At 37.6% G+C, this 21,005-nt stretch carries 22 protein-coding genes; 4 read left to right on the plus strand and 18 right to left on the minus strand.

Annotated features, from left to right (window positions below; all coding sequences use genetic code 11):
- The first annotated feature begins 166 nt into the window (after positions 1-166).
- From Q7J67_05040 to Q7J67_05050, 3 genes are read left to right on the plus strand one after another with little or no spacing between them, the layout of a single operon-like run.
- Positions 167-433, plus strand: coding sequence for a hypothetical protein (locus tag Q7J67_05040; GenBank protein ID MDO9464645.1), 267 nt, complete (start codon positions 167-169; stop codon positions 431-433).
- A gap of 12 nt (positions 434-445) precedes the next feature.
- The gene (locus tag Q7J67_05045; protein ID MDO9464646.1) at positions 446-1,597 is read left to right on the plus strand and encodes a glycerate kinase; all 1,152 of its coding nucleotides are present in this window, start codon (positions 446-448) and stop codon (positions 1,595-1,597) included.
- A 15-nt stretch (positions 1,598-1,612) separates the two neighbouring features.
- Positions 1,613-1,942 (plus strand): PilZ domain-containing protein, encoded by a 330-nt coding sequence (locus Q7J67_05050; protein ID MDO9464647.1) that lies wholly within the window; start codon positions 1,613-1,615, stop codon positions 1,940-1,942.
- 8 nt (positions 1,943-1,950) lie between these two features.
- Here Q7J67_05050 and murJ read toward each other — a convergent pair whose 3' ends face one another.
- The 18 genes from murJ to tgt form a co-directional block, all read right to left on the minus strand.
- Complete coding sequence (gene murJ, locus Q7J67_05055; protein MDO9464648.1) at positions 1,951-3,528, minus strand: murein biosynthesis integral membrane protein MurJ; 1,578 nt, start codon at positions 3,526-3,528, stop codon at positions 1,951-1,953.
- Positions 3,519-4,217: a sugar phosphate nucleotidyltransferase gene (locus Q7J67_05060; protein ID MDO9464649.1), complete on the minus strand. Its 699-nt coding sequence runs from the start codon at positions 4,215-4,217 to the stop codon at positions 3,519-3,521. The genes murJ and Q7J67_05060 overlap by 10 nt, the downstream gene beginning before the upstream one ends.
- A gap of 8 nt (positions 4,218-4,225) precedes the next feature.
- The gene (locus tag Q7J67_05065; GenBank protein ID MDO9464650.1) at positions 4,226-4,993 is read right to left on the minus strand and encodes a glycosyltransferase; all 768 of its coding nucleotides are present in this window, start codon (positions 4,991-4,993) and stop codon (positions 4,226-4,228) included.
- Between the two features lie 6 nt (positions 4,994-4,999).
- On the minus strand, positions 5,000-5,932 hold the full coding sequence (locus Q7J67_05070; GenBank protein ID MDO9464651.1) for an SDR family oxidoreductase: 933 nt from the start codon (positions 5,930-5,932) through the stop codon (positions 5,000-5,002).
- Positions 5,929-6,867, minus strand: a complete 939-nt coding sequence (locus Q7J67_05075) for an SDR family oxidoreductase (GenBank protein MDO9464652.1) — start codon at positions 6,865-6,867, stop codon at positions 5,929-5,931. The genes Q7J67_05070 and Q7J67_05075 overlap by 4 nt, the downstream gene beginning before the upstream one ends.
- Before the next feature lie 8 nt (positions 6,868-6,875).
- On the minus strand, positions 6,876-8,183 hold the full coding sequence (locus Q7J67_05080; protein ID MDO9464653.1) for a nucleotide sugar dehydrogenase: 1,308 nt from the start codon (positions 8,181-8,183) through the stop codon (positions 6,876-6,878).
- Positions 8,184-8,190: 7 nt separating this feature from the next.
- Positions 8,191-9,480, minus strand: a complete 1,290-nt coding sequence (locus Q7J67_05085) for a UDP-glucose/GDP-mannose dehydrogenase family protein (GenBank protein ID MDO9464654.1) — start codon at positions 9,478-9,480, stop codon at positions 8,191-8,193.
- A gap of 1 nt (position 9,481) precedes the next feature.
- Positions 9,482-9,679, minus strand: coding sequence for a hypothetical protein (locus tag Q7J67_05090; GenBank protein ID MDO9464655.1), 198 nt, complete (start codon positions 9,677-9,679; stop codon positions 9,482-9,484).
- Positions 9,680-9,734: 55 nt separating this feature from the next.
- The gene (gene lepB / locus Q7J67_05095; protein MDO9464656.1) at positions 9,735-10,382 is read right to left on the minus strand and encodes a signal peptidase I; all 648 of its coding nucleotides are present in this window, start codon (positions 10,380-10,382) and stop codon (positions 9,735-9,737) included.
- Between the two features lie 36 nt (positions 10,383-10,418).
- Complete coding sequence (lepA, locus tag Q7J67_05100) at positions 10,419-12,209, minus strand: translation elongation factor 4 (GenBank protein MDO9464657.1); 1,791 nt, start codon at positions 12,207-12,209, stop codon at positions 10,419-10,421.
- Positions 12,190-13,017 (minus strand): DUF3108 domain-containing protein, encoded by an 828-nt coding sequence (locus Q7J67_05105; GenBank protein ID MDO9464658.1) that lies wholly within the window; start codon positions 13,015-13,017, stop codon positions 12,190-12,192. The genes lepA and Q7J67_05105 overlap by 20 nt, the downstream gene beginning before the upstream one ends.
- Positions 13,001-13,294, minus strand: coding sequence for a zinc ribbon domain-containing protein (locus Q7J67_05110; protein ID MDO9464659.1), 294 nt, complete (start codon positions 13,292-13,294; stop codon positions 13,001-13,003). Before Q7J67_05110 ends, Q7J67_05105 begins: the two co-directional genes overlap by 17 nt.
- Before the next feature lie 68 nt (positions 13,295-13,362).
- Positions 13,363-13,842 carry a PTS sugar transporter subunit IIA gene (locus Q7J67_05115; protein MDO9464660.1) on the minus strand — a complete coding sequence of 160 codons (480 nt, stop codon included), beginning with the start codon at positions 13,840-13,842 and terminating at the stop codon, positions 13,363-13,365.
- 7 nt (positions 13,843-13,849) lie between these two features.
- The gene (locus tag Q7J67_05120; GenBank protein ID MDO9464661.1) at positions 13,850-14,308 is read right to left on the minus strand and encodes a PTS sugar transporter subunit IIA; all 459 of its coding nucleotides are present in this window, start codon (positions 14,306-14,308) and stop codon (positions 13,850-13,852) included.
- Between the two features lie 33 nt (positions 14,309-14,341).
- Positions 14,342-15,034 (minus strand): PTS sugar transporter subunit IIA, encoded by a 693-nt coding sequence (locus Q7J67_05125; GenBank protein ID MDO9464662.1) that lies wholly within the window; start codon positions 15,032-15,034, stop codon positions 14,342-14,344.
- A 164-nt stretch (positions 15,035-15,198) separates the two neighbouring features.
- The gene (gene secD / locus Q7J67_05130; protein ID MDO9464663.1) at positions 15,199-17,745 is read right to left on the minus strand and encodes a protein translocase subunit SecD; all 2,547 of its coding nucleotides are present in this window, start codon (positions 17,743-17,745) and stop codon (positions 15,199-15,201) included.
- The gene (yajC, locus tag Q7J67_05135; GenBank protein ID MDO9464664.1) at positions 17,745-18,074 is read right to left on the minus strand and encodes a preprotein translocase subunit YajC; all 330 of its coding nucleotides are present in this window, start codon (positions 18,072-18,074) and stop codon (positions 17,745-17,747) included. The genes secD and yajC overlap by 1 nt, the downstream gene beginning before the upstream one ends.
- Before the next feature lie 74 nt (positions 18,075-18,148).
- Positions 18,149-19,270 carry a tRNA guanosine(34) transglycosylase Tgt gene (gene tgt, locus Q7J67_05140; GenBank protein ID MDO9464665.1) on the minus strand — a complete coding sequence of 374 codons (1,122 nt, stop codon included), beginning with the start codon at positions 19,268-19,270 and terminating at the stop codon, positions 18,149-18,151.
- Between the two features lie 377 nt (positions 19,271-19,647).
- Here tgt and dnaA point away from each other — a divergent pair, with 377 nt between their 5' ends.
- Positions 19,648-21,000 carry a chromosomal replication initiator protein DnaA gene (gene dnaA, locus Q7J67_05145; GenBank protein ID MDO9464666.1) on the plus strand — a complete coding sequence of 451 codons (1,353 nt, stop codon included), beginning with the start codon at positions 19,648-19,650 and terminating at the stop codon, positions 20,998-21,000.
- Positions 21,001-21,005: the final 5 nt, after the last annotated feature.

Consider the following 21,005-nt stretch of genomic DNA (forward strand, 5'->3'; position numbering starts at 1 on the left):
ATGACTTTTCCTTTCGCTTTTTGTTGTAACTTGTTATTTGGAAAGCAGTTACATTATGCCAAGACTGGAGGGAAAAGTCAAGAAATTAATGTTCGCAACTTTCTGTGTGCCAGTAGGTTGTGAGTTTTACAGGAGACTATAAATATCAAAAAAAGGAGGAGGTGCTATGAAGAAACTAGCTATTATCAGTGTAAGTGTAATCGTGTCTTTGGTATTGATCAGCGGATCAATACTTGCGCAAACCATGAAAAAAAAGGAGCGTCCTTTTAAGCAGACTGTATTATCCTACATCATTCCATCTGAATATGGCAGGCTTGTTGCTGCCAGTCCAAGCTTTAATCAGCTGTGTTTTGAAGCAGAAAACGGAGATATTTATATTGTTCTTAGATCACACACAGCTATTAGTAGTGTGTATATAATAAAGAGAAAATGAAAGTGTCATAACATGGGCAAGATTCTCATAGCTTCTGATTCTTTTAAAGGGGCTGCTTCAGCTCTGGAGGTGTGTAATGCTATTGAAAACGGGATTAAACAGGTATGTCCAAAAGTAGAGACCATAAAAATCCCAATGGCAGACGGAGGAGAGGGGACTGTTGAGAGTCTCATAGCAGCTACAAAAGGCAAATTAATCACCAAAACCGTAACAAATCCTCTTGGAGAAAAGGTCAAAGCCAAATTTGGAATTCTCGGAGATAATAAAACTGCTGTTATTGAAATGGCTGAAGCATCCGGACTGCCACTTGTGCCCCCTGGAAAAAGAAATCCACTTAAAACCACCACATACGGAACCGGTGAATTAATAAAATACGCTCTGGAAAAAGGGTGCAGGAGATTCATAATAGGTATTGGGGGCAGCGCAACTGTTGATGGCGGGGCAGGTATGGCACAGGCATTGGGAGCAAAACTAGTTGACAGGAGAGGCAGAGAAATAGGATTTGGTGGAGGCAGTTTATCAAACTTATTTAAAATAGACATTAGCTCTATGGATGAGCGCATTAAAGCCTGCGATTTCGAAGTTGCATGCGATGTTCGTAACCCGCTTTGCGGCTCAAATGGAGCAGCATATGTATATGGGTCACAAAAGGGAGCGACTAAGGCACAAATACCCAAGCTTGACGAGGCTCTATCCCATTTTGCCAGCGTAATTCGCAGAGATATTGGAGTAGAAGTGGAGAATCTAGCAGGGGCAGGAGCTGCTGGAGGATTAGGAGCCGGACTGGTTGCTTTCCTTGGCGCACATCTAAAAAGCGGAATAGAACTGGTTATGAATGCAAGCGGTATTGAGCACTACATCCAGGAAGTTGATCTGGTGATAACTGGTGAAGGCAAAATTGATGGACAGACTATATTTGGGAAAACACCCATAGGGGTTGCAAAACTGGCCAAAAAATATGGCAAACCAGTTATCGCAGTATGTGGAATGGTGGATGAAGGATATGAAGAAGTGTACAAAAATGGAATTGATGCAATAATAACTGAGTTTAACAGCTCTCTAACTACACAAGAACAAATAGGTCAATGCAAAGGACTTATCCAGCAAATTACAGCTAATGCAATGCGTTTAGCCGTAATTGCTAAACTTAAATTAAGTCAATAACAGAAAGGAGCAGATATGATAAAATCAAGAGAAAGAAGAAAGCATCCCCGCACACAGCTCACCTATCACCTCCCCCTGAATCTGGCTCTCAAGAACAAAACGAGTGTTCACGCACATTGCAAGGACATAAGTAAAAGCGGCATAAAAATAGCAGGGAAATTTCGAATAGAAAAAGGTGGAACAATAAGAATCAAGCCTATGTTTTCAGGGCAAGATTACGCAGAAGAAATTGTAGCTCAAGCCGTATGGTCAGGGCCTGCTTCAGCAAAAGATACTTATGAATATGGATTAAAATTCTTGCATGCATATGATAAAGAAATAGATAAAATTACCACACAAGTCTGAGCCCAGTCTTATCTTTGTCTGAATTTTCCTATTAGCGTAAACACATGTCTTAATTCTTTGAGCTTTAAAAAATAGGATATGATAAGGAAACTAATAGTTCCAGCAAAAGCAGGGATAAAAAACTGAATAAGACGCACTGTAAGTAGATTCCCTTCAATACCTATTATCCATTTTAATGTAAACCAGCAGGTTATTGCCATTACTGCTGATCCGGGTAACAAACGGGACAACGTATCCCTTATACCATGCCAATTTATTTTAGCTATTTTTTTATCAAATAGAATAAAGAGAATTACCATATTGGCTGTAGCAGAAATGGAAGTTGCTAGAGCCAGTCCTCCTAGCTTCAATGGCCACATCAGCACTAAATTAAGTATAACATTCATAAGCATGCTTAAGCATGCTATTTTTAGAGGAGTTTTTGTATCTTTAACTGAATAGAATGCACGTGTAATGATCTGATTAGCTGAATATGCAACAAGTCCAAAGCTATAGCATAAGAGTCCAAAACTTGTTGCTTTTATAGAATAGAATTGAAATTTTCCCCATCCAAATAATAACTGGATGATTTGAAATCTCAGGACTATGAATAATACGCTCAAGGGGATAGTGATTGAAATAATCATTTTTATGGAAAAGGTGAAGGTTTCTTTTAGTTTATCAATATTATTTTCCGAAGCAAAACCAGCCATAGCAGGTAAAATAACAGTGCCTAGGGCTATGGCAAATACAGCCTGAGGAAATTGTATCAAGCGGTTAGCGTAGTAGAGTGCAGATACAGCTCCTTCGCCTACTATATGAGAGAATGAGGCTAGAAATGTATCAACAAGAATGTTTATATGATACACCCCTGAGCCCAATATGACAGGAATCAGGAGCGTTCCTATCGTCTTGGCTGCTGGATGATTAAATCTGGGTTTTAGTTCTCTAAAAAATCCCCTGCCTCGCTTTATCAAGCTGGGTAATTGAATCCCAAGTTGCCCTATTCCTCCAATCAGGACTGCAATTGCCAGGCCTACTACTGGTTCCTTCATCCTGCGGCAGAAAAATATAAGAGCTGTAATCATACATATATTCAGGATACTGGGAGCAAGTGCGGGAATAAAAAAGATTCTAAAGGAATTCAGGATGCTTGTCATGAGAATGGCTATGCCTATGAATAAGATATATGGGAACATTATCCTCAGGAGCTTTGTTGCAAGCTCTATTTTGCCTGGAGTTTGAATGAACCCATGAGCTGCTATCTTCATGATAAGAGGCGCAAAAACAATGCCAATGGCGGTAATAAAGAGTAATATACACAAGAATATCATTCCTACAGATACAGCCATATTCCATGCTTCTTTTTCACCTTTTTTCTTAAGATAATCTCCCATAACAGGAATAAACGAGGCACTAAATGCATTTTCTCCAAGGAGACGTCTCAGTGTATTTGGAATTCTGAAAGCAACAAAAAAGACATCTGCAAACATTGATGTGCCAAAAAGCGAGGCTAATAAAATATCTCTAATATAGCCAAAAACTCTGCTGATAATTGTTGCGAGTCCAACCTTGCCTGCAGATCTTGTGAGAGAAGTTAGCTCCATACAGCCCAGGGGGCAGAAGCGGACTTCCATGCCTGGTTAAGCTCAAGATTATCCTTATATGTATCCATACACTCCCAAAAACCATGATGCTTATAAGCAGCTAATTCTTTGTCTTTGGATAATTGATAGAAAGGCTTTCTTTCGAGAATATCATCTTTTTCCAAATATTCAAATATACGCCTGTTAAACACAAAAAAACCTCCATTTACCCAGTGAGTAAGAACAGGTTTTTCATGGAAATCCTTAACCGTATTATCAGATCCTATATCCATAATACCAAACTGCGAACGTGGTTTTACTCCTGTAAGAGTTGCTATCTTTTTGTTTTTATTATGGAACTGAATTAGTCTATTTATATTGACATCTGCTACACCGTCACCATATGTTGCAAGAAAATTATCCTCCTCAATATATTTCTCTATTCTCTTAATCCTTCCTCCCGTATTAGTGCTCAGCCCAGTGTCTACAAATGTAATATTCCAGCCTCTTGTATGAGAAAAATACTCCTCTATCTTCTGTTTTTTATACCCAAGGCATAAAACAAAGCGATTAAATCCATAAAAAGAATAAATTTTCATTATATGCCATAGAATCGGCCTTTGCCCTATCTTTATTAAAGGCTTTGGAAGAAATCTTGTATGATGCCCCATTCTTGTGCCTTTACCCCCGCACAGAATTACAACCTGCATTGCTTTTTTCATATTTTGCACTTTCCCGGGAGCCTTTTAATGTAGTAACGCATTAGATACATCCTATAAAATACTGCTAATGTGTCCCAGTATGTATTTAGAATATCTATAATCCTTATCCTTCCTATTCTTTGCTCTCTGCCAAAGTTAATCTCAATAGGTGCATCTGATATCTTGTACCCAATATGATGTGCAACCATTAGAAGCTCTACATCAAAGGCAAACCGCTTAACAAGTATTACATGAAAAAGGGAATCCAATACTTTTCTCTTAAACACTTTCAAGCCCGTCTGAGTGTCCCTAATCTGAGAGGCAAACAGTACCCTGACAAGCAAATTATAAGCATAACTTATTATTTTCCTTCTTTTGGGATAATTAAGAACAGATGCTGAATGCCTTTTTGAACCTATTACAATATCTGAGCCCTCTCTTTTCATAATATCAAAAAGCCCCTTTATCTGCCCGGGATGCAGATCAAGATCCGCATCTAGAAATACAATGTAATCTCCCTGCGCAAATCTAAAGCCACGTTTTATTGCACGGCCCTTACCTCTGTTTATTATGTTTCTTTTCACAATAACATTTGCATGCCCATTTTGGGCTTTTAAAGCCTCTTTATAAGTATTATCCAAACTCCCATCATCAACCACTATGATTTCATAATTGCAAGTGAATTGATCAAAGACCCTAATAGTCTCCTCTATATTATGAAGAATATGCTTTTCTTCATTATATGCTGGCATAATAACAGAGATTTTTCCTTTTAAATCCTTCATAAGAATTTAAACCTTGGTCCTGAAATATCGAATTGTGTTACTAAGCCCTTGTTGAATGTCAACAACAGACTCCCAATTAAGCTCTCTTTTTGCCTTGGAAATGTCAGGCCTGCGCACTTTTGGATCATCAACAGGCAGAGGTTTAAAGATAATCTTGCTTTTACTTCCTGTGATTTGAATTATTTGTTTTGCAAAATCTAAAATCGTCATTTCAGCCGGATTTCCTATGTTTACAGGAGTGCTCACATCTGAAAGGAGCAATCTATATATTCCTTCCACGAGATCAGAGATATAACAAAAACTGCGTGTTTGAGTCCCCTTTCCAAAAACCGTAAGTGCCTTATTCTTCAAAGCCTGGTTTATAAATGCCGGGACTGCTCTCCCATCATTTATTCGCATCCGAGGTCCATACGTATTAAAAATTCTTACAATTCTCGTTCGAATCTTATGAAAGCGCTGATAAGCCATAGTCATGGACTCTGCAAATCTCTTTGCCTCATCATAAACCCCGCGAGGCCCAATAGGGTTTACATTCCCCCAATAAGTTTCTGGTTGTGGATTAACCAGAGGATCTCCATAGACTTCAGACGTGGAAGCAAGTAAAAACACAGCTTTTTTCTCTTTAGCAAGACCAAGCGCCTTATGCGTTCCCAGAGAACCTACTTTTAAGGTTTGAATAGGCAGCTCAAGATAGTCAATTGGACTTGCTGGGGAAGCAAAATGCAGAATATAATCAAGTCTGCCTTTAATATTAATATAATTAGTAACATCGTGTCTTATAAATGTAAAATTCTTATTCTGCAGTATATGAGCAATGTTATCTTCGCTTCCAGTTATTAGGTTATCCATACAGATTACACGATAGTCTTTGCCTAACAAAAAGTCGCAAAGATGAGATCCTATAAAGCCTGCACCACCTGTAATTAGGACTGTTTTCATAACTTATTGTCTTTATGCCACGCTATGGTCTTTTTTATGCCCTGTTCAAAACTAGTTTTTGGGCTATACCCCAGCATATCCATGGCTTTTGATATATCTGCCAAAGAATGCTTTATGTCCCCTTGCCTTGGCTCAAGATAATCAGGTTTTACTTCACTTGAAAGTAGATTTTTAAGCAGCTTAACTAAATCATTAAGAGATGTTTGTCTGCCGCAGGCAATATTCAACACCTGACCAGATGCGTTTTTTGCTTCAGCAGCCAGCATATTTGCAGAAACAACATTGTCTATGTACGTGAAATCTCTGGACTGTTCTCCATTACCATAGATTTGAGGAGCAGTATTCTTCAAAAAACAAGTTATAAACTTAGGAATAACGGCGGCATATTGGCTGTTTGGATCCTGTCTGGGGCCAAAAACATTAAAATATCTCAAACATACTGTGTTAAGACCATAAACAGAATAAAAAACACGGCAGTAGTATTCGCCGGTTAATTTGCTTACAGCATAAGGGGATAGTGGGTTAGATTTCATGTCTTCTTTTTTAGGTAAGGAGGGGGAGTCACCATATGCAGAAGAAGAACTGGCATAGATAAATCTTTTTATCTTGTTATTCTTTGCAGCAAAAAGCAGGTTTAATGTGCCATCTGTGTTGACTTGATTTACTGTTATTGGGTCATTAACAGACCTTGCTACAGAAGGCAAGGCCGCTTCATGAAAGCAAAAATCAACACCCTTCATAGCTTTGTCTAAAAGATTTATATCTCTTATGTCGCTTTCTATAAATTCTATATCATTTATTAGGTACGCAAGATTATCAATATTCCCGGTAGAAAGGTTGTCTATTACCCTAACTTTTTTGCCATGACTTACAAGCGACTCTACAATATGAGAACCTATAAAGCCTGCACCACCTGTTACCAGATATATACTCATTCTAATTTTTACAGTTTAAATACATTCTCAAAAGACCCCTTTAAGCTACCTGTTGCATTTCTTGTATCTAACACAGCAGACGAATTTTCAACAATAAATTTATAATCATAAATACTATGATTTGTAATAATAACTGTGCAATTGGATTTTTCCAGCAATGATTTGCTGAGCTTCTTTGAGCGCATTAATGTACCACCTGCATTTATTTCTGAAACATACGGATCGTTAAACCATACATGTGCACCCTTTTTTAATAGCATGCTTATGATTTCTATTGCTGGTGATTCTCTCCAGTCCCCCACATCCTTTTTATAAGCAACACCAAGTATAAATACAGTCGAACCGTTAATGCTTTTTTTATGATTATTCAAGATGTCTCTTATCTTTCCGATTACATATGCAGGCATTGTCCTATTAATTTCGCCGGCAAGCTCTATAAATTTTGCCTCATACCCATGAAGCCTGGATTTCCATGTAAGATAGAATGGATCAAGAGGTATACAATGTCCGCCTATGCCGGGCCCTGGATAGAATGGCATAAATCCAAATGGTTTCGTTGCAGCAGCTCCTATAACCTCCCACACATCTATATCCAGATAACCACACATTATTGCCAGTTCATTCACAAGTGCTATATTTACACTGCGGAACGTGTTCTCCAAGAGTTTTACCATTTCCGCCACACGCGAAGAAGAGACTGCAATAACATGTCCATTAATCTGGCTGTATAAGGCTTTTGCGGTTCGGGTAGATATGTCATTAATCCCGCCTATTACCTTTGGGATATTGGCAGTATTGTATCTTTTGTTTCCGGGATCTACTCTTTCCGGCGAAAACGCAAGATAAAAGTCTTCTCCTGCCTTTAATCCGCTTTTCTCCAGTATCGGCTGTATAACTTCATCTGTTGTCCCCGGATACGTGGTGCTTTCCAACACAACCAGCTGTTCTTCTTTAAGATATTTTGCTATCTTTTTAGATGCGTCAATTATATAGGAAATATCTGGTTCCTTTGTTTTTCTCAATGGTGTCGGAACACACATTATAATAGCGTCCTGCTTGCCAAGAACTCTGTAATCCGTAGTTGCCTGAAAAGATTTATCCCTCACACATGATTTAATGTCTGAAGATTTCACATCTCCAATATACGAAACTCCTTCATTAACACTCTCCACTCTCTTTTTATCAACATCTATGCCTGTTACGCAGAACCCCTTTTTTGCAAATTCCATACACAAAGGAAGCCCTACATATCCTAAACCAATTACTGCAATTTGGGCTTTTTTATTCTTTATTTTGTGAATTAACGAGTTTGACATTGTTTGTTCACCTTCCAATGCTCTTATAAACAAAACCAAGCTTTTTCATTTTCTCCGGGTCATATATATTACGGCCATCAATAACTACAGGCTGATTAAGTAAGGTTTTTATCTTCCCTAGATTCAACTTACTAAACTCAGGCCAGTCTGTAATAATAACAAGCGCGTCGCTGCCTTTTGCCACACAATAAGGGTCTTTGCAATATTGTACGTTTTTTAGGATCTCCTTTGCCCTAGGTCCAGCCGCAGGATCGTACGCTTTAATCTTCGCGCCGTCTTGCTGGAGTTTGTTTATAATGTATATTGAGGGCGCTTCTCTCATGTCGTCAGTGTTTGGCTTAAAAGAAAGACCCAATATCCCTATGGTTTTGTTATTCATAACCCACATTTCCTGCTTTATTTTTCTAACCAAATCTTCTCTTTGCATTCTGTTAACACTTTCAACAGACTTGAGCATTTCAAAGTCATATCCTGCCTCTTCAGCTATCTTGATGAATGCAGAAACATCCTTTGGAAAACAGGATCCTCCATATCCTATGCCGGCGCGTAAGAAACTCTTCCCTATCCTTTTATCAAGCCCCATACCCTCTGCAACCTTTTCCACATCCGCTCCTACTCGCTCGCATATATTAGCAACTGAATTAATATAAGAAATCTTGAGCGCAAGATATGAATTCGATGCGTGTTTAATAATCTCTGCGCTTTTTATGTCCGTAACAACTATTGGCGCATTAAGCGGCTGATATAATTTTGCCATTATTTTCCTTGCTTTTTCGCTCTCAACCCCAATTACAATCCTGTCAGGATGCATAAAATCTGATATTGCAGAACCTTCTCTTAAAAATTCCGGATTAGAAACAACATCAAAATCAACACCATGTATATTATTTAACTTCACTGTTCGTCTAACCCATTCTCCAGTATGTACAGGCACTGTGCTTTTTTCAACAATTACTCTATACCCATCCATTGCCTTTGCCACACTGCGAGCCACAGATTCAACATAGCATAGATCCGCCTCTCCATTCTTTTTTGAAGGTGTTCCGACTGCAATAAAGATTATCTCAGAATTTCCTACACCTTCAGAAATCTCCGTAGCAAAGGAAACCCTCTTTTCCCTCAGATTTCGCTTAAGCATGCCCTCCAATCCAGGCTCATATATAGGGATAATGCCCCTCTTTAATTTTTCTATTTTCTCCTTATCAATATCCACGCAGATTACATTATTGCCGATATCTGCCAGGCATACACCTGTTACAAGCCCCACATAACCCGTTCCTATTACACATATGCGCATTTCATTTCCTATCTCTCTTGGAAAAATGAGTAAGCCCAAATTTTACAAATTCAGTGGCATTTTGCGACATTTTTTTGAGTTCTTTCATAATTGTATTCATTCTAATTTCCAAGCTTACAATTAAAAAAAGGAGTAGAATAATTATTATGCTTGTTACAACAATAAAGTAAAATTCAAAACTTATACCTAATATTTCCACTTTGTAACCTCCTAAATTTGTTCACATTCTACCTAATGCTCTATTATATTACAAGTTACCTTGTTATACGCATTCTTGTTAATGGCCAGTATACAAAGAACGCTTTACCTAATAGATTCTTTTTGGGAACAAATCCCCAGAAACGCGAATCTTTGCTGTTTCTTGTATTGTCTCCCATAACAAAATATGCGTTATCAGGTATCTTGATCAGTCCTTCTCCATACATCCCCTCATTGTAATAATACCGTTCTGCTATTGTTTGGGGAGCTTTCAGTTCCTCTCCATTTATAAAAACACCCCCGTCTTTTATCTGTATTGTTTCCCCTGGAAGACCTACCAATCTTTTTATGAAATCCTTTTTGGGATTAACAGGATACACAAATACAATAATATCCCCTCTTCTGGGTTTTTTGAAATAGTATATAAACTTGTTTACCATAAGATGATTCCCTATATTCAGGGTAGGAATCATTGATCCTGTTGGTATTCTAAAAGTCTGCACAATAAACGTAACAATCATTAATGCAAGAATAGATGCAGATCTTGCAGAATCCGCATATTCAAAAATAAATTTGAGCACCTTTCTACGTTTAGAAGATACTTTGTCTCTTTTAATAAAGTACCTTAATACAGCACTTGCTATAATCAATCCTATAGCAAGATAAAAGATATGCATCGGCACTCTTTTGATCAATATGTTCATAAATACTCCTATGTTAAAATCCATAATTTAAAATTCCTAAACCCTGGTCATAGCCACAAATGCCTCTTGCGGGATAGAAACGCTTCCTATCTGTTTCATTCTCTTCTTGCCTTTCTTCTGCTTCTCTAAAAGTTTATTTTTCCTTGTAACATCTCCACCATATAGTTTTGCAATAACATCCTTTCTCAAAGCGGAAATAGTTTCTCTTGCAATAACTTTACTTCCTATTGCCGCCTGGATAGCAATGCTTATAAGCTGCTTTGGTATTGTCTGTTTCAACCTGCCTGTTAGCTCCCTCCCTCTATAATAAGCCTTATCTCTATGCACCATAGAAGACATTGCAGCTACCGCTTCTCCGTTTATCAATATGTCAAGCTTGACTATATCCGCCTCTCTATAACCAATATATTCATAATCCATTGAACCATATCCCTTGGTTATAGATTTTAGCCGATCGTAAAAATCTGTTATCATTTCCATAAGAGGCATCTCATAAACCAGCATTGCTGCTTTTTTATTTATATAATCAATGCTCTTATATATGCTTCTTTTATTCTGGCAAAGCTCCATAACGCCTCCGACGTATTCTTTTGGCACAATAAGCATTGCCTTTACATACGGTTCTTCTATAGTTTCTATGCGCGCCGGATCAGGAAGCTCGGATGGGTTATGCATCTCAACAATTTGCCCGTTAGTCTTCTTTATCTGATACCTGACATTCGGTATGGTGATGATGAGGTTGAGATTGTATTCCCTTTCAAGTCTTTCCTGAACAATATCCATATGCAGCAATCCCAAAAATCCGCACCTGAATCCATATCCTAAAGAAGGCAGGCTCTCAGGCTGGTAACTAAAAGACGCATCATTAAGTGATAATTTCCCAAGCGCATCTCTCAAAGCATCAACATCTGCAGAATTTACCGGGTAAAGACCGCAGAATACAAATGGCTTTGCTTTTTTGTATCCGGGCAGAGTAGATTTAGCAGGATAAGCCTCGCCTGTGATCGTATCTCCTATTGTTGCATCAGATATGTTTTTCATATTAGCCATTACATACCCTACTTCGCCTGCAGAAAGCTTGTCTGCGCGAATCATATCCGGCTTAAATACACCTATCTCATCAACCTCATATACTCTATTTGTCCCCATCATTTTGATTTTCATTGAAGCATAAACTTCCCCATTAACAACGCGGACGTATGTAATCACCCCTCTGTACGTATCAAAATTTGAATCGAAAATTAAGCATTGAAGAGGAGCGTCTGCCTGCCCCTTCGGATATGGGATTCTATCTATTATTGCTGACAAAATCTCCTCTGTACCAATCCCTTCTTTTGCGCTTGCTAATATGATATCTTTATTATCCAGCCCGATATTATTAAGCTGTGTCTTTACACCTTCTATGTCTGCATTCTTCTGGTCTATTTTATTTATTACAGGAATTACTGTTAAACCTGCATCCAATGCCAGATAAAGATTTGCCATTGTCTGCGCTTGAATACCCTGCGCGGCGTCTACCAGGAGAATTGCTCCCTCACAGGCTTTCATGCTTCTTGATACTTCGTAGCTAAAATCCACATGACCCGGAGTATCTATAAGATTTAATATATAAGACTTGTTGTCCTTATGTTCATAATTTATTCTTACTGCTCTGGCTTTTATTGTTATGCCGCGTTCCCTTTCCAGATCCATATCGTCCAGAACCTGTTCCCGAAACAATCTATCATCTATTGTGTTTGTATATTGAAGAATTCTGTCTGCTAATGTAGACTTTCCGTGGTCTATATGAGCAATAATACAAAAATTTCTAATGTTCTTTATTATCATCAAAATCCTCAAATCTACTCAAAGTAATCTTTGCCGATCCAATTGGCAGCTCAAGCTGTAATTGGACAGGTATTTGCCTGTCCCCCTCTAAAAACCAGATTATAAAGTTACCCTCTTTGCCACCCATAGTGGGAAACTTTGCACTGCAACTGACTCTTATTGTATCAACTCTGCCGAGTAATTTACTATCTATTTTCTCTTTATCAAGCAATAGTTTAACTGCTCTGATTTCATGTTTTGCATACAACTTTATGCTATCTGCTTCATGTTCTTTGACAAAATAACCTTTTGCCAGAATACCCAATATATCCGAGACAGGTTCTAAGCCAGGCACCTGCAAATCTAATTTTTCTCTTTTGCCAAGTTTATAATCGTAGATAAATATGATTATAGGGTCTGTTTGGCTTAAAGGGAAATCTACTACTTCATAGTAATTTTTCTCTCTAATGCCCCCAAATCCTCTAATCCTCTGATTAATTGTTTTCAACAGCCTTAGAGAACTGAAATCTGTCTTTCTAATAAACGATTCCATTCTATTATGCATCATATAGAACTTCTTTATAATTGGATTTTTTTCATCCAAGGAATCTATCTGAAAGACAATGCGAAAAGAAGGAACTTCTCTGTATATCCCCTTTTCTATCAAGATCTCAGCTTCTGCGATTTTTATCAGCTTACAGAACGAGAGATGGTAGTTGATATTGTAATGAAACCCAGCAACCTTATTCTCTCTCTTAAATTCTTCTGAAAAACCCGCACAAGACAAAAAAAACAGGCAGAATAAAACTAACTTAATTTTTCCCTTCATCTTTCTTCTTTTTGGATTTGGATTCAGGGGTGGATTTTTTATCCTCTTTTTTCTCTGCTTTACCTGTTTCTTCCTTTGCTTTTTTATTATAATCACTGCTTCTGTAGTCAGTCGCATAAAAACCAGAGCCCTTGAAGATTATGCCCGTGCCTTTTCCTATCAATCTTCTGAGGATTCCTCCACATTGTGGACATTTTTCCATACGTTTTTCTGTCATTGACTGAAATAGCTCAAAACTGTGTCCACAATCCTTGCATTCATATTCATATGTCGGCATACTCTTTTGTTCCCGATTTTTCGTTGTAGTTTACAAAACTAGTTCTTATAAATCAATTGCATACTAAACTAGTCCTCAATTTCTCTTATAGCATTCAATATCTCAGTCTTATTCTCCGCGTATAAAAGCCGTTGTCGGAAAGCTTCTTTTTTTAGTAATCTTATCAGATGCGCTAAAACCTGCAAGTATTTGTTGATATCCTTCTTTGGAGTTCCCATTAAAAAAATCAGTTTTGCAGGTTTGTTATCCGGCGCGTTAAAATTAACTCCATTGATAGATCTTCCAAACGCAATAATAATATTATTTACAGCATCTGTTCTGGCATGCGGGATAGCTATCTCATTTCCTATTGCAGTAGGACACAATTTCTCTCGGGCAAAAACATCCTCTAAGAACATATCAAAAGCTGCGACTTCTTCAGCGTCTTTTAATAATTCAGCCAGCTCTTTTATTGCACTTTCCTTTGTGGTATTTTTCAAATCCAGACAAATCATTTTTTCTGAGACATAGTCCGATATTTTCATGTTTAAGATCTTCTTTTTTTCCATAATTTACCTAGAACTCAACCTTTCTAAATTTCTCTATAACCTCTTTTGAACTGGACGCGTTAAGAAGCGAATCCCTAAAAGATTTTTCCTGTGAGAGCTTGGTCAAACGGGCCAATATTTTTAAATGCCTGTCTAAATTTTTCTTTTTTGGCGTGCCAATCAAAAAGATAAGTTTGACCGGTTTGCCGTCTAAAGAGTTGAATTCCACTCCCTCAGGCAATCTTGCAAAAACTATTACAAAATCCTTGACGGCATCAGTTCTAGCATGAGGGATAGCCACCCCTTTACCAATTCCAGTTGTCTTTAGTTCTTCCCGTGCAAAGATATCTTTAAGAAAGACATCAAAGTCAATCATTTCCTTCGCCTTTTTTAAAGGTGCAGATATTTTTTTGATTGTTTCTTTTTTGTTACGCGCCTTCAGATCAAAAATCATCCTGTCATCTCTAAGGTAATCTCCAATTCTCATCCTAACCTCTCCTCATTTAATATATTTTAGTTTTCAAGTTCCTTCTGTTGGACATATATTTATTTTTTCGAACTCCAACAATATTTTTATTACTTCACTTTCGTCACCTGCCCGCATAAATTTTTGAACAACATTTGTAGTATGAGATAATTTAGAAATTTTTCTTAAGAGTCTCAAATGTGTAATTGTGTTGGTGGCACATGGCATAAAAAATAAATGTACTTTTTTATTATCGGGAGCAAAAAAATCCGCGCCTTTTTTTGAACGTGCCATTATTATATTTGGTTTTTTAAATAAGTTGGCTGTAGGGTTGCGTGGATGCGGGATAGCAATACCATCTCCTACCGCAGTGCTTAGCATATTCTCTCTTTCTCTTAATTGATGAAACAGTTCTTTAGTGTAGAGAGTTAAACCAGTCTTATTCGCAATCTGCGCTAACTCATAGAGAACATCATCCCTCTTTCTGGATTTTAAGTCTAAATTTATAGAAGAAATCTTCATCAATCTAGATAATGGAATAATATCTTCTTCTATAGTTTTAATAAGGATATTTAAATTGTCACTGGAAGATTTTATTGTGCTTTTCTGTAAATGTGTATCGACTGCAGACAAATAAAAACGCCATTGATTAGCAATTTTTATTCCGGGAAGTTTTCCTGTTTGCGCCATTTTTAAAATGGTTTTTTCATTTAACTTTATATAATCTGCCAATTCCCTCGTAGTCATTATTGTATTATTTCTCAATGTTATTTTCCCTATCCTTGGATTAGATAATTACTTATATTAACTTATTCTAACTTATAATACCATGTAAAATTATAATATCAACTAATTTTTTAACTAGTTCACCTACTAAAAGTGTTCTTGCGAGGAGTGCAGGCTTAAACGAATCAGCTCTTTGATTTGAATTTTTGCCACATTAGGAGAGTTGGGCTTGCTATGTAAATAGAGGAATATGTGCCCACAATTACCCCAACTATCAGGGCAAAAGCAAAATCGTGAATAACCTCTCCGCCCAGATAGAATAAAGACACCACTACGAAAAGAGTGGTAACAGAAGTCAGCACTGTTCTGGATAATGTCTGATTTATACTAGCGTTGATAATCTCTTTTTCATTGCTCTTTTTCATAAAACGCACATTGTCTCTTATCCTGTCAAATACAACTATTGTATCATTGAGAGAATATCCCACAATTGTTAGTAGAGCCGCGACTATAGGCAAGGTTATCTCTTTTCCCATAATAGCGAATGCGCCCATTGTAATAAGCACATCATGCGCAAGCGCCAGTATTGCCCCGATTGCGAATCTAAGTTCAAACCTCCAGGTAACATATGCCAAAATACCTATCATAGCAAATATAATTGCCAACACTGCCTGGTTTCTCAAGTCTCTGCCAACCTGAGCACCGACCATTTCTGTTCGTTCCTCTGTTATATCTATATCCTTAAAAGAGTTCCTTAGTAAATTAGTAATATTGTCCTTTACTTCCAGAGGCATCTTGATAATAAGATCATTTTCGCTCCCAAATTGCTGTATCACGCTTTTCCCAAGGCCTACATTTTTTAAAACCCTTCTTATTGCTCCTATCGACACACTTGGAATAAATCTGAGCTGTATAAGTTTCCCCCCCGTAAAATCTATGCCAAAATTCTCTTCTCCTTTAATAAAAAAGCCTGTCATTCCAACCAAAATTAATATTAGTGAAAGACCAAGAGCTATAAAACGCTTATTAACAAAATCCAGGTTAGGCTTATGAAAAAGCTGCAACATCTTTATACTAACAAAACTTCTTCTCCTGCAAAACAAATCAAGAATAACTCTGGTTACAACAATCGCAGTAAACATGCTTGCAAGAATACCCAGTGTTAGTGTCACAGCAAAGCCTCTTATGGGTCCTGTTCCAAACTGATAAAGCACGACTGCCGCTATGAGTGTTGTCACATTCGCATCTACAATAGTCCTAAATGCTTTTTGATACCCGCTCCCAATAGATGCGCGAATGGTTTTGCCGCTTGAAAGCTCTTCCCTTATTCTCTCGAAAATAAGCACATTTGCATCTACTGCCATACCAATTGTCAGTATGATGGCTGCAATGCCCGGCAGGGTGAGTGTGGCGCTAAAAGATGCCAGCGCTGCCATTATTATAACTAGATTAAGACACAGAGCAACTCCTGCAATTAAGCCAAGGAACATGTAATAAATCATTACGAAACAGAATACAACTATCAGCCCCAGAATACCTGCCCTTATGCCTTTCCTTATAGAATCCGCTCCCAAAGAAGGGCCCACTGTTCTTTCTTCAAGAATTTCAACTTGCGCAGGCAGTGCACCAGACTTTAGAACATTTGCAAGATCAGGCGCTTCCTGAGCAGATACGCCTGTAATCCGCCCTTCTCCAATGATTCTATCCTGTATTGTTGCAACTAACTTCAACTTACCATCAAGCAATGTAGCAAGTCTTTCTCCAATATGTGAGCCGGTAAGTCTTGCAAAGGCTTTCGAACCTTTCCTGTTAAACTTAATTGCTACAATAGATTGATTCATCTGACCATATGTCACATAGGCATTTGTTAAAAGCTCTCCTTTCTTGCTTGATAGAGCAGATTTTGCTTCCAGGAGATATGGCTCTTTATAGATTGTGCCGTCATCTTTTGTTCTTGCAAGATAAGACAAATCATATCCATCTGGAACCTTTCCCGCTAAAGCCTGTTTAATCTTATCCTTGTCCTCACAAACGAGTTTAAATTCAAGCACAGCCTGGCGCCTTATAATCTCTTTTATTCTCTCGGGCTCTCTAATGCCAGGTAATTCTATAATTATTCTGTTTCTCCCCTTAACTGGTATTACAATAGGTTCTGCGACCCCAAATTCATCTATACGGTTGCGTATAACTACAAGCGCTCTTTCTTGGACATCTTTTGCTTCCTTTCTGGACATTCCTTCAGTATCAACAGCAAGCACAAGATGGCTTCCTCCTTGAAGGTCTAAGCCAAGATTAATAAGCTTTTGAGGCAAAAATTGCTTTAAGAATATAGGGATATTGCCATAGAGCCTTATGCGTTTTAAGATATCATTAACTGCAGATTCTTCTTTAACCGTTGGTAGTGTGAATGTAATGACATTCTCTTTCTCGTCGATCTGTGTAGATAATTTATGTATTTCCTGTTTTTCTAGGCGGGTTTTTACTATGTTTGAAGCCCTGCCAAAGGCTGTGATCGGTTCTACATTCTTGGGAAGATTTGCAAAATCAAGCTCCAGAGAAAAATAGCCACATCCATTCTTGTCTATGCCTGTCTTTATTCCCTCTTCAGGGAGCACGCCCTGCAGCCACACAGGAAGAAAGTATCCATAAATCCCTGTTGATGGCAGATTACACACTATGCCTGCAATAACAACTGCTACAACTAATGCTATCCGCCACCTAAGTGATTTCATTATGCTTGCTCGGCTTTCTTTTCTACGCGGCTTACTGCGCTTCTGGCAAACTCCACCTTTACATTATCTGCAACCTTTATAACCAGCGTTTTTTCTTTTGTCCCTACAACCATGCCATAAATGCCGCCGCTGGTAATTACCTTATCCCCTTTTTCTACCTTGGAAATCATTTCCTGGCGCTCCTTCTGCTTCTTCTGCTGAGGTCTGATTGTTAAAAAATAGAATATCCCAAATATCAGTGCCATCATAATTAAAAAACCGAACGGATTACCCTGTCCCTGCTGTGACGCTCCCCCAGCACTTCCCATTGCATAAAGTACACCTAGCATTTTAGCCTCCTCTTATTTTTAGGATTAAGTTATAAGTATTAAGGATTAAATAAATATCACATTTAGGAACAAAATTAAAGAACTAATTTTCCTGCATACTGCTTCAAAAATGCTTTTTTAAAATCCAAAAACTCGTTTTTAGATATAGCCTTTCTGGCATCTCTGATAAGTTCCATTAGAAAATACAGGTTATGAATTGAGGTTAATCTAAGCCCTAGAATTTCTCTTGTGTTAAACAAGTGCCGAATATACGCCCTGGAGTAATTCCTGCATGTATAGCAACCACATTCAGCATCTATAGGTCCGTAGCTTCTTGCATGTTTCGCATTTCTCACAACCAGTTTTCCCACTCTTGTGAACACTGTGCCATTTCTCCCGTTACGTGTAGGCATCACACAATCAAACATATCAATGCCCATGCCTATGCATTCTAATAGATCCCGGGGATCTCCTACCCCCATTAAATAACGAACCTTGTGTTCAGGAATAAAACAAAGTGTATGTTGGGCAATTTCATACATTAACGGCCTGTCTTCTCCTACACTCAATCCACCAACAGCATAACCCGAGAAGTTTTCTCCAACTAACTCGTTTGCGCATCTTTCTCTCAGATCGTTATACATTCCTCCTTGAATCACAGGAAATAAAAGCTGTCTCTCATCAGCATGAGCCTTTTTACATCTTTTTACCCACTTACATGTTCTTTGCATAGCAATTTCCGCATAATCATACTCGCATGGATACTGGATGCACTCATCCAGGGTCATTATTATATCTGCGCCAAGATCATTCTGAATCCTGATAGCCTCTTCAGGCGTTAGAAAAATCTCCTTGCCATCTATATGTGATTGAAACCTGGCTCCTTCATCAGTGATTTTCCTTAGATCTGCAAGACTAAAGATCTGGTATCCTCCGCTATCAGTTAGTATGGGTCTATCCCAATGCATAAATTTATGCAGGCCTCCAGCTTCTTTTATGATTTCTACACCAGGTCTCAGAGCCAAATGATAGGCATTACAAAGAACTACCTCTGTGCCAATATCAATAAGCTCCTCAGGAGATAAGGTCTTTACTGTTGCCTGCGTACCTACAGGCATAAAGACAGGAGTATTAATCTCGCCATGAGAGGTAATAAGTTTCCCAATCCTTGCTTTACTGGTTTTATCCTTGTAAATTATCTTAAACGGATTAATCATGTATATAAATATACCATAAAAATCTATCAAAGAACACAAAAGGAAGAGAAAACACTTGCCCGAAAAATATCTTTTTGATAGACTTCATTAGTCCTTTTTACCCTGTTAAATTTATATTGTGGATAACTTATGGATAACTTCTCTCGCACGGTTAGACATCCTTTCTATATGAAAAGCACACATGTTGACGCTAACCAAACTCTTGTTTTGCTTTTAGGTTTTGCTAACCTCTTACTATTCAATAAGTTAAGTTATTTAATCTAAATTATGTTTACTGATAAGGTTTTTAAGTTTTTATATTATCTAGTGGCCTGCGGTGGTAAAAGTTTCGCTATTTATATATTTGTGGATAACTTGTAGTTAATAGGGGATTAAACATGGACATGAATCCAGAACTTCTTTGGCACGAAATGGTTAAGTATATTCAAGAAAAATCCACAGGGCAAAGTTTTGAAATATGGGTAAAAACCATAAAGCCCGTATCCTTTGCTAAAAACGAACTTATTCTGGAGGTCCCTAGTGATTTTATTGAAAGCTGGTTAAGGGAAAAATATATGGATTTACTCATAGAATCTATTACAAGCGTTACTGGTGAATCTGCTTCTATTAAGTTTACTACTCCTGAGGTTAAATATACTCCAAAACAGAAACGAACTCATAGCATTAAGAGAATTATCTCTGAGGACAGGTTACACGCTTCCGGTATGGACAGTATACTCAATCCTAGATACACCTTTGATAGCTTTGTAGTTGGTTCCAGTAATCGTTTTGCACATGCTGCATCCCTTGCTGTAGCACAATCTCCAGCAAAAACTTACAATCCTCTATTTATCTATGGAGACGTTGGATTGGGAAAGACGCATTTGATGCAGGCAATTGGCGACTTTGTTATGAGTAAAAATATAAAGAAGAAGATTGTGTATATATCCAGTGAAAAGTTTACAAATCAATTTATAGACGCTATTAGAAATGGAAAGACGAATCAATTTAGAAAGCAATATAGAAAAGCTGATGTCCTTTTAATAGACGATATTCATTTCATAGCTGGTAAGGAAAGTACGCAGGAGGAGTTTTTCCACACTTTTAACGATCTTCATGATGCTCATAAACAGATAGTTATATCAAGTGATAAATCACCTAAAAATATTCCGGAGCTGGAAAATCGCCTTATCTCAAGATTTGAGTGGGGATTGATTACAGATATTCAACCTCCCGACCTTGAGACTCGTATAGCTATATTGCAAAAAAAAGCTGAACATGAGAGACTATCCATGCCTAATGATGTTGCATACTTTATTGCTGATAATATAAAAGCAAATATAAGAGAATTAGAAGGTGCGCTAGTTAGACTTATTGCATTTGCCTCTCTAACCGGAGAAAAAATTGATATTAACCTTGCTAAGGCTGCTTTAAAAGATATAATTCATCATAATGAAAACAGGCAGATGAATATTGATTTTATTAAACAAAAAATAGTAGAGTATTTTAAAATAAGGCTTTCTGATCTTACTTCTAATAGACGAAGCAGAAATATTGTTCTACCAAGACAGATTGCCATGTATATATCAAGGGAGTTGACAGATTTATCTCTCCCAGAAATTGGGGCATCATTTGGTGGAAAAGACCACACTACTGTAATGCATGCATGCACTAAAATAAAAGAGAAGATAAAGAGTAGTAATAACTTTAGAGAGATAATAGATAAAATTAAAGATTTTATTACCTGTTAATAAAT

It is taken from the genome of bacterium, from assembly GCA_030652805.1.
Taxonomy (GTDB): Bacteria; JAHJDO01; JAHJDO01; order JAHJDO01; family JAHJDO01; genus JAHJDO01.

Coding starts and splice junctions, on each gene's coding strand:
- Q7J67_05105 (MDO9464658.1), bottom strand. CDS start 13,017: ATGAAGGGAAAAATTAAGTTAGTTTTATTCTGCCTGTTTTTTTTGTCT.
- secD (MDO9464663.1), bottom strand. CDS start 17,745: ATGAAATCACTTAGGTGGCGGATAGCATTAGTTGTAGCAGTTGTTATT.
- Q7J67_05110 (MDO9464659.1), bottom strand. CDS start 13,294: ATGCCGACATATGAATATGAATGCAAGGATTGTGGACACAGTTTTGAG.
- yajC (MDO9464664.1), bottom strand. CDS start 18,074: ATGCTAGGTGTACTTTATGCAATGGGAAGTGCTGGGGGAGCGTCACAG.
- Q7J67_05070 (MDO9464651.1), bottom strand. CDS start 5,932: ATGAAAACAGTCCTAATTACAGGTGGTGCAGGCTTTATAGGATCTCAT.
- Q7J67_05060 (MDO9464649.1), bottom strand. CDS start 4,217: ATGCAGGTTGTAATTCTGTGCGGGGGTAAAGGCACAAGAATGGGGCAT.
- Q7J67_05120 (MDO9464661.1), bottom strand. CDS start 14,308: ATGAGAATTGGAGATTACCTTAGAGATGACAGGATGATTTTTGATCTG.
- Q7J67_05050 (MDO9464647.1), top strand. CDS start 1,613: ATGATAAAATCAAGAGAAAGAAGAAAGCATCCCCGCACACAGCTCACC.
- murJ (MDO9464648.1), bottom strand. CDS start 3,528: ATGGAGCTAACTTCTCTCACAAGATCTGCAGGCAAGGTTGGACTCGCA.
- Q7J67_05045 (MDO9464646.1), top strand. CDS start 446: ATGGGCAAGATTCTCATAGCTTCTGATTCTTTTAAAGGGGCTGCTTCA.
- Q7J67_05125 (MDO9464662.1), bottom strand. CDS start 15,034: ATGACTACGAGGGAATTGGCAGATTATATAAAGTTAAATGAAAAAACC.
- lepA (MDO9464657.1), bottom strand. CDS start 12,209: ATGATAATAAAGAACATTAGAAATTTTTGTATTATTGCTCATATAGAC.
- Q7J67_05075 (MDO9464652.1), bottom strand. CDS start 6,867: ATGAGTATATATCTGGTAACAGGTGGTGCAGGCTTTATAGGTTCTCAT.
- Q7J67_05040 (MDO9464645.1), top strand. CDS start 167: ATGAAGAAACTAGCTATTATCAGTGTAAGTGTAATCGTGTCTTTGGTA.
- lepB (MDO9464656.1), bottom strand. CDS start 10,382: ATGAACATATTGATCAAAAGAGTGCCGATGCATATCTTTTATCTTGCT.
- Q7J67_05080 (MDO9464653.1), bottom strand. CDS start 8,183: ATGTCAAACTCGTTAATTCACAAAATAAAGAATAAAAAAGCCCAAATT.
- Q7J67_05065 (MDO9464650.1), bottom strand. CDS start 4,993: ATGAAGGATTTAAAAGGAAAAATCTCTGTTATTATGCCAGCATATAAT.
- dnaA (MDO9464666.1), top strand. CDS start 19,648: ATGGACATGAATCCAGAACTTCTTTGGCACGAAATGGTTAAGTATATT.
- Q7J67_05115 (MDO9464660.1), bottom strand. CDS start 13,842: ATGGAAAAAAAGAAGATCTTAAACATGAAAATATCGGACTATGTCTCA.
- tgt (MDO9464665.1), bottom strand. CDS start 19,270: ATGATTAATCCGTTTAAGATAATTTACAAGGATAAAACCAGTAAAGCA.
- Q7J67_05085 (MDO9464654.1), bottom strand. CDS start 9,480: ATGCGCATATGTGTAATAGGAACGGGTTATGTGGGGCTTGTAACAGGT.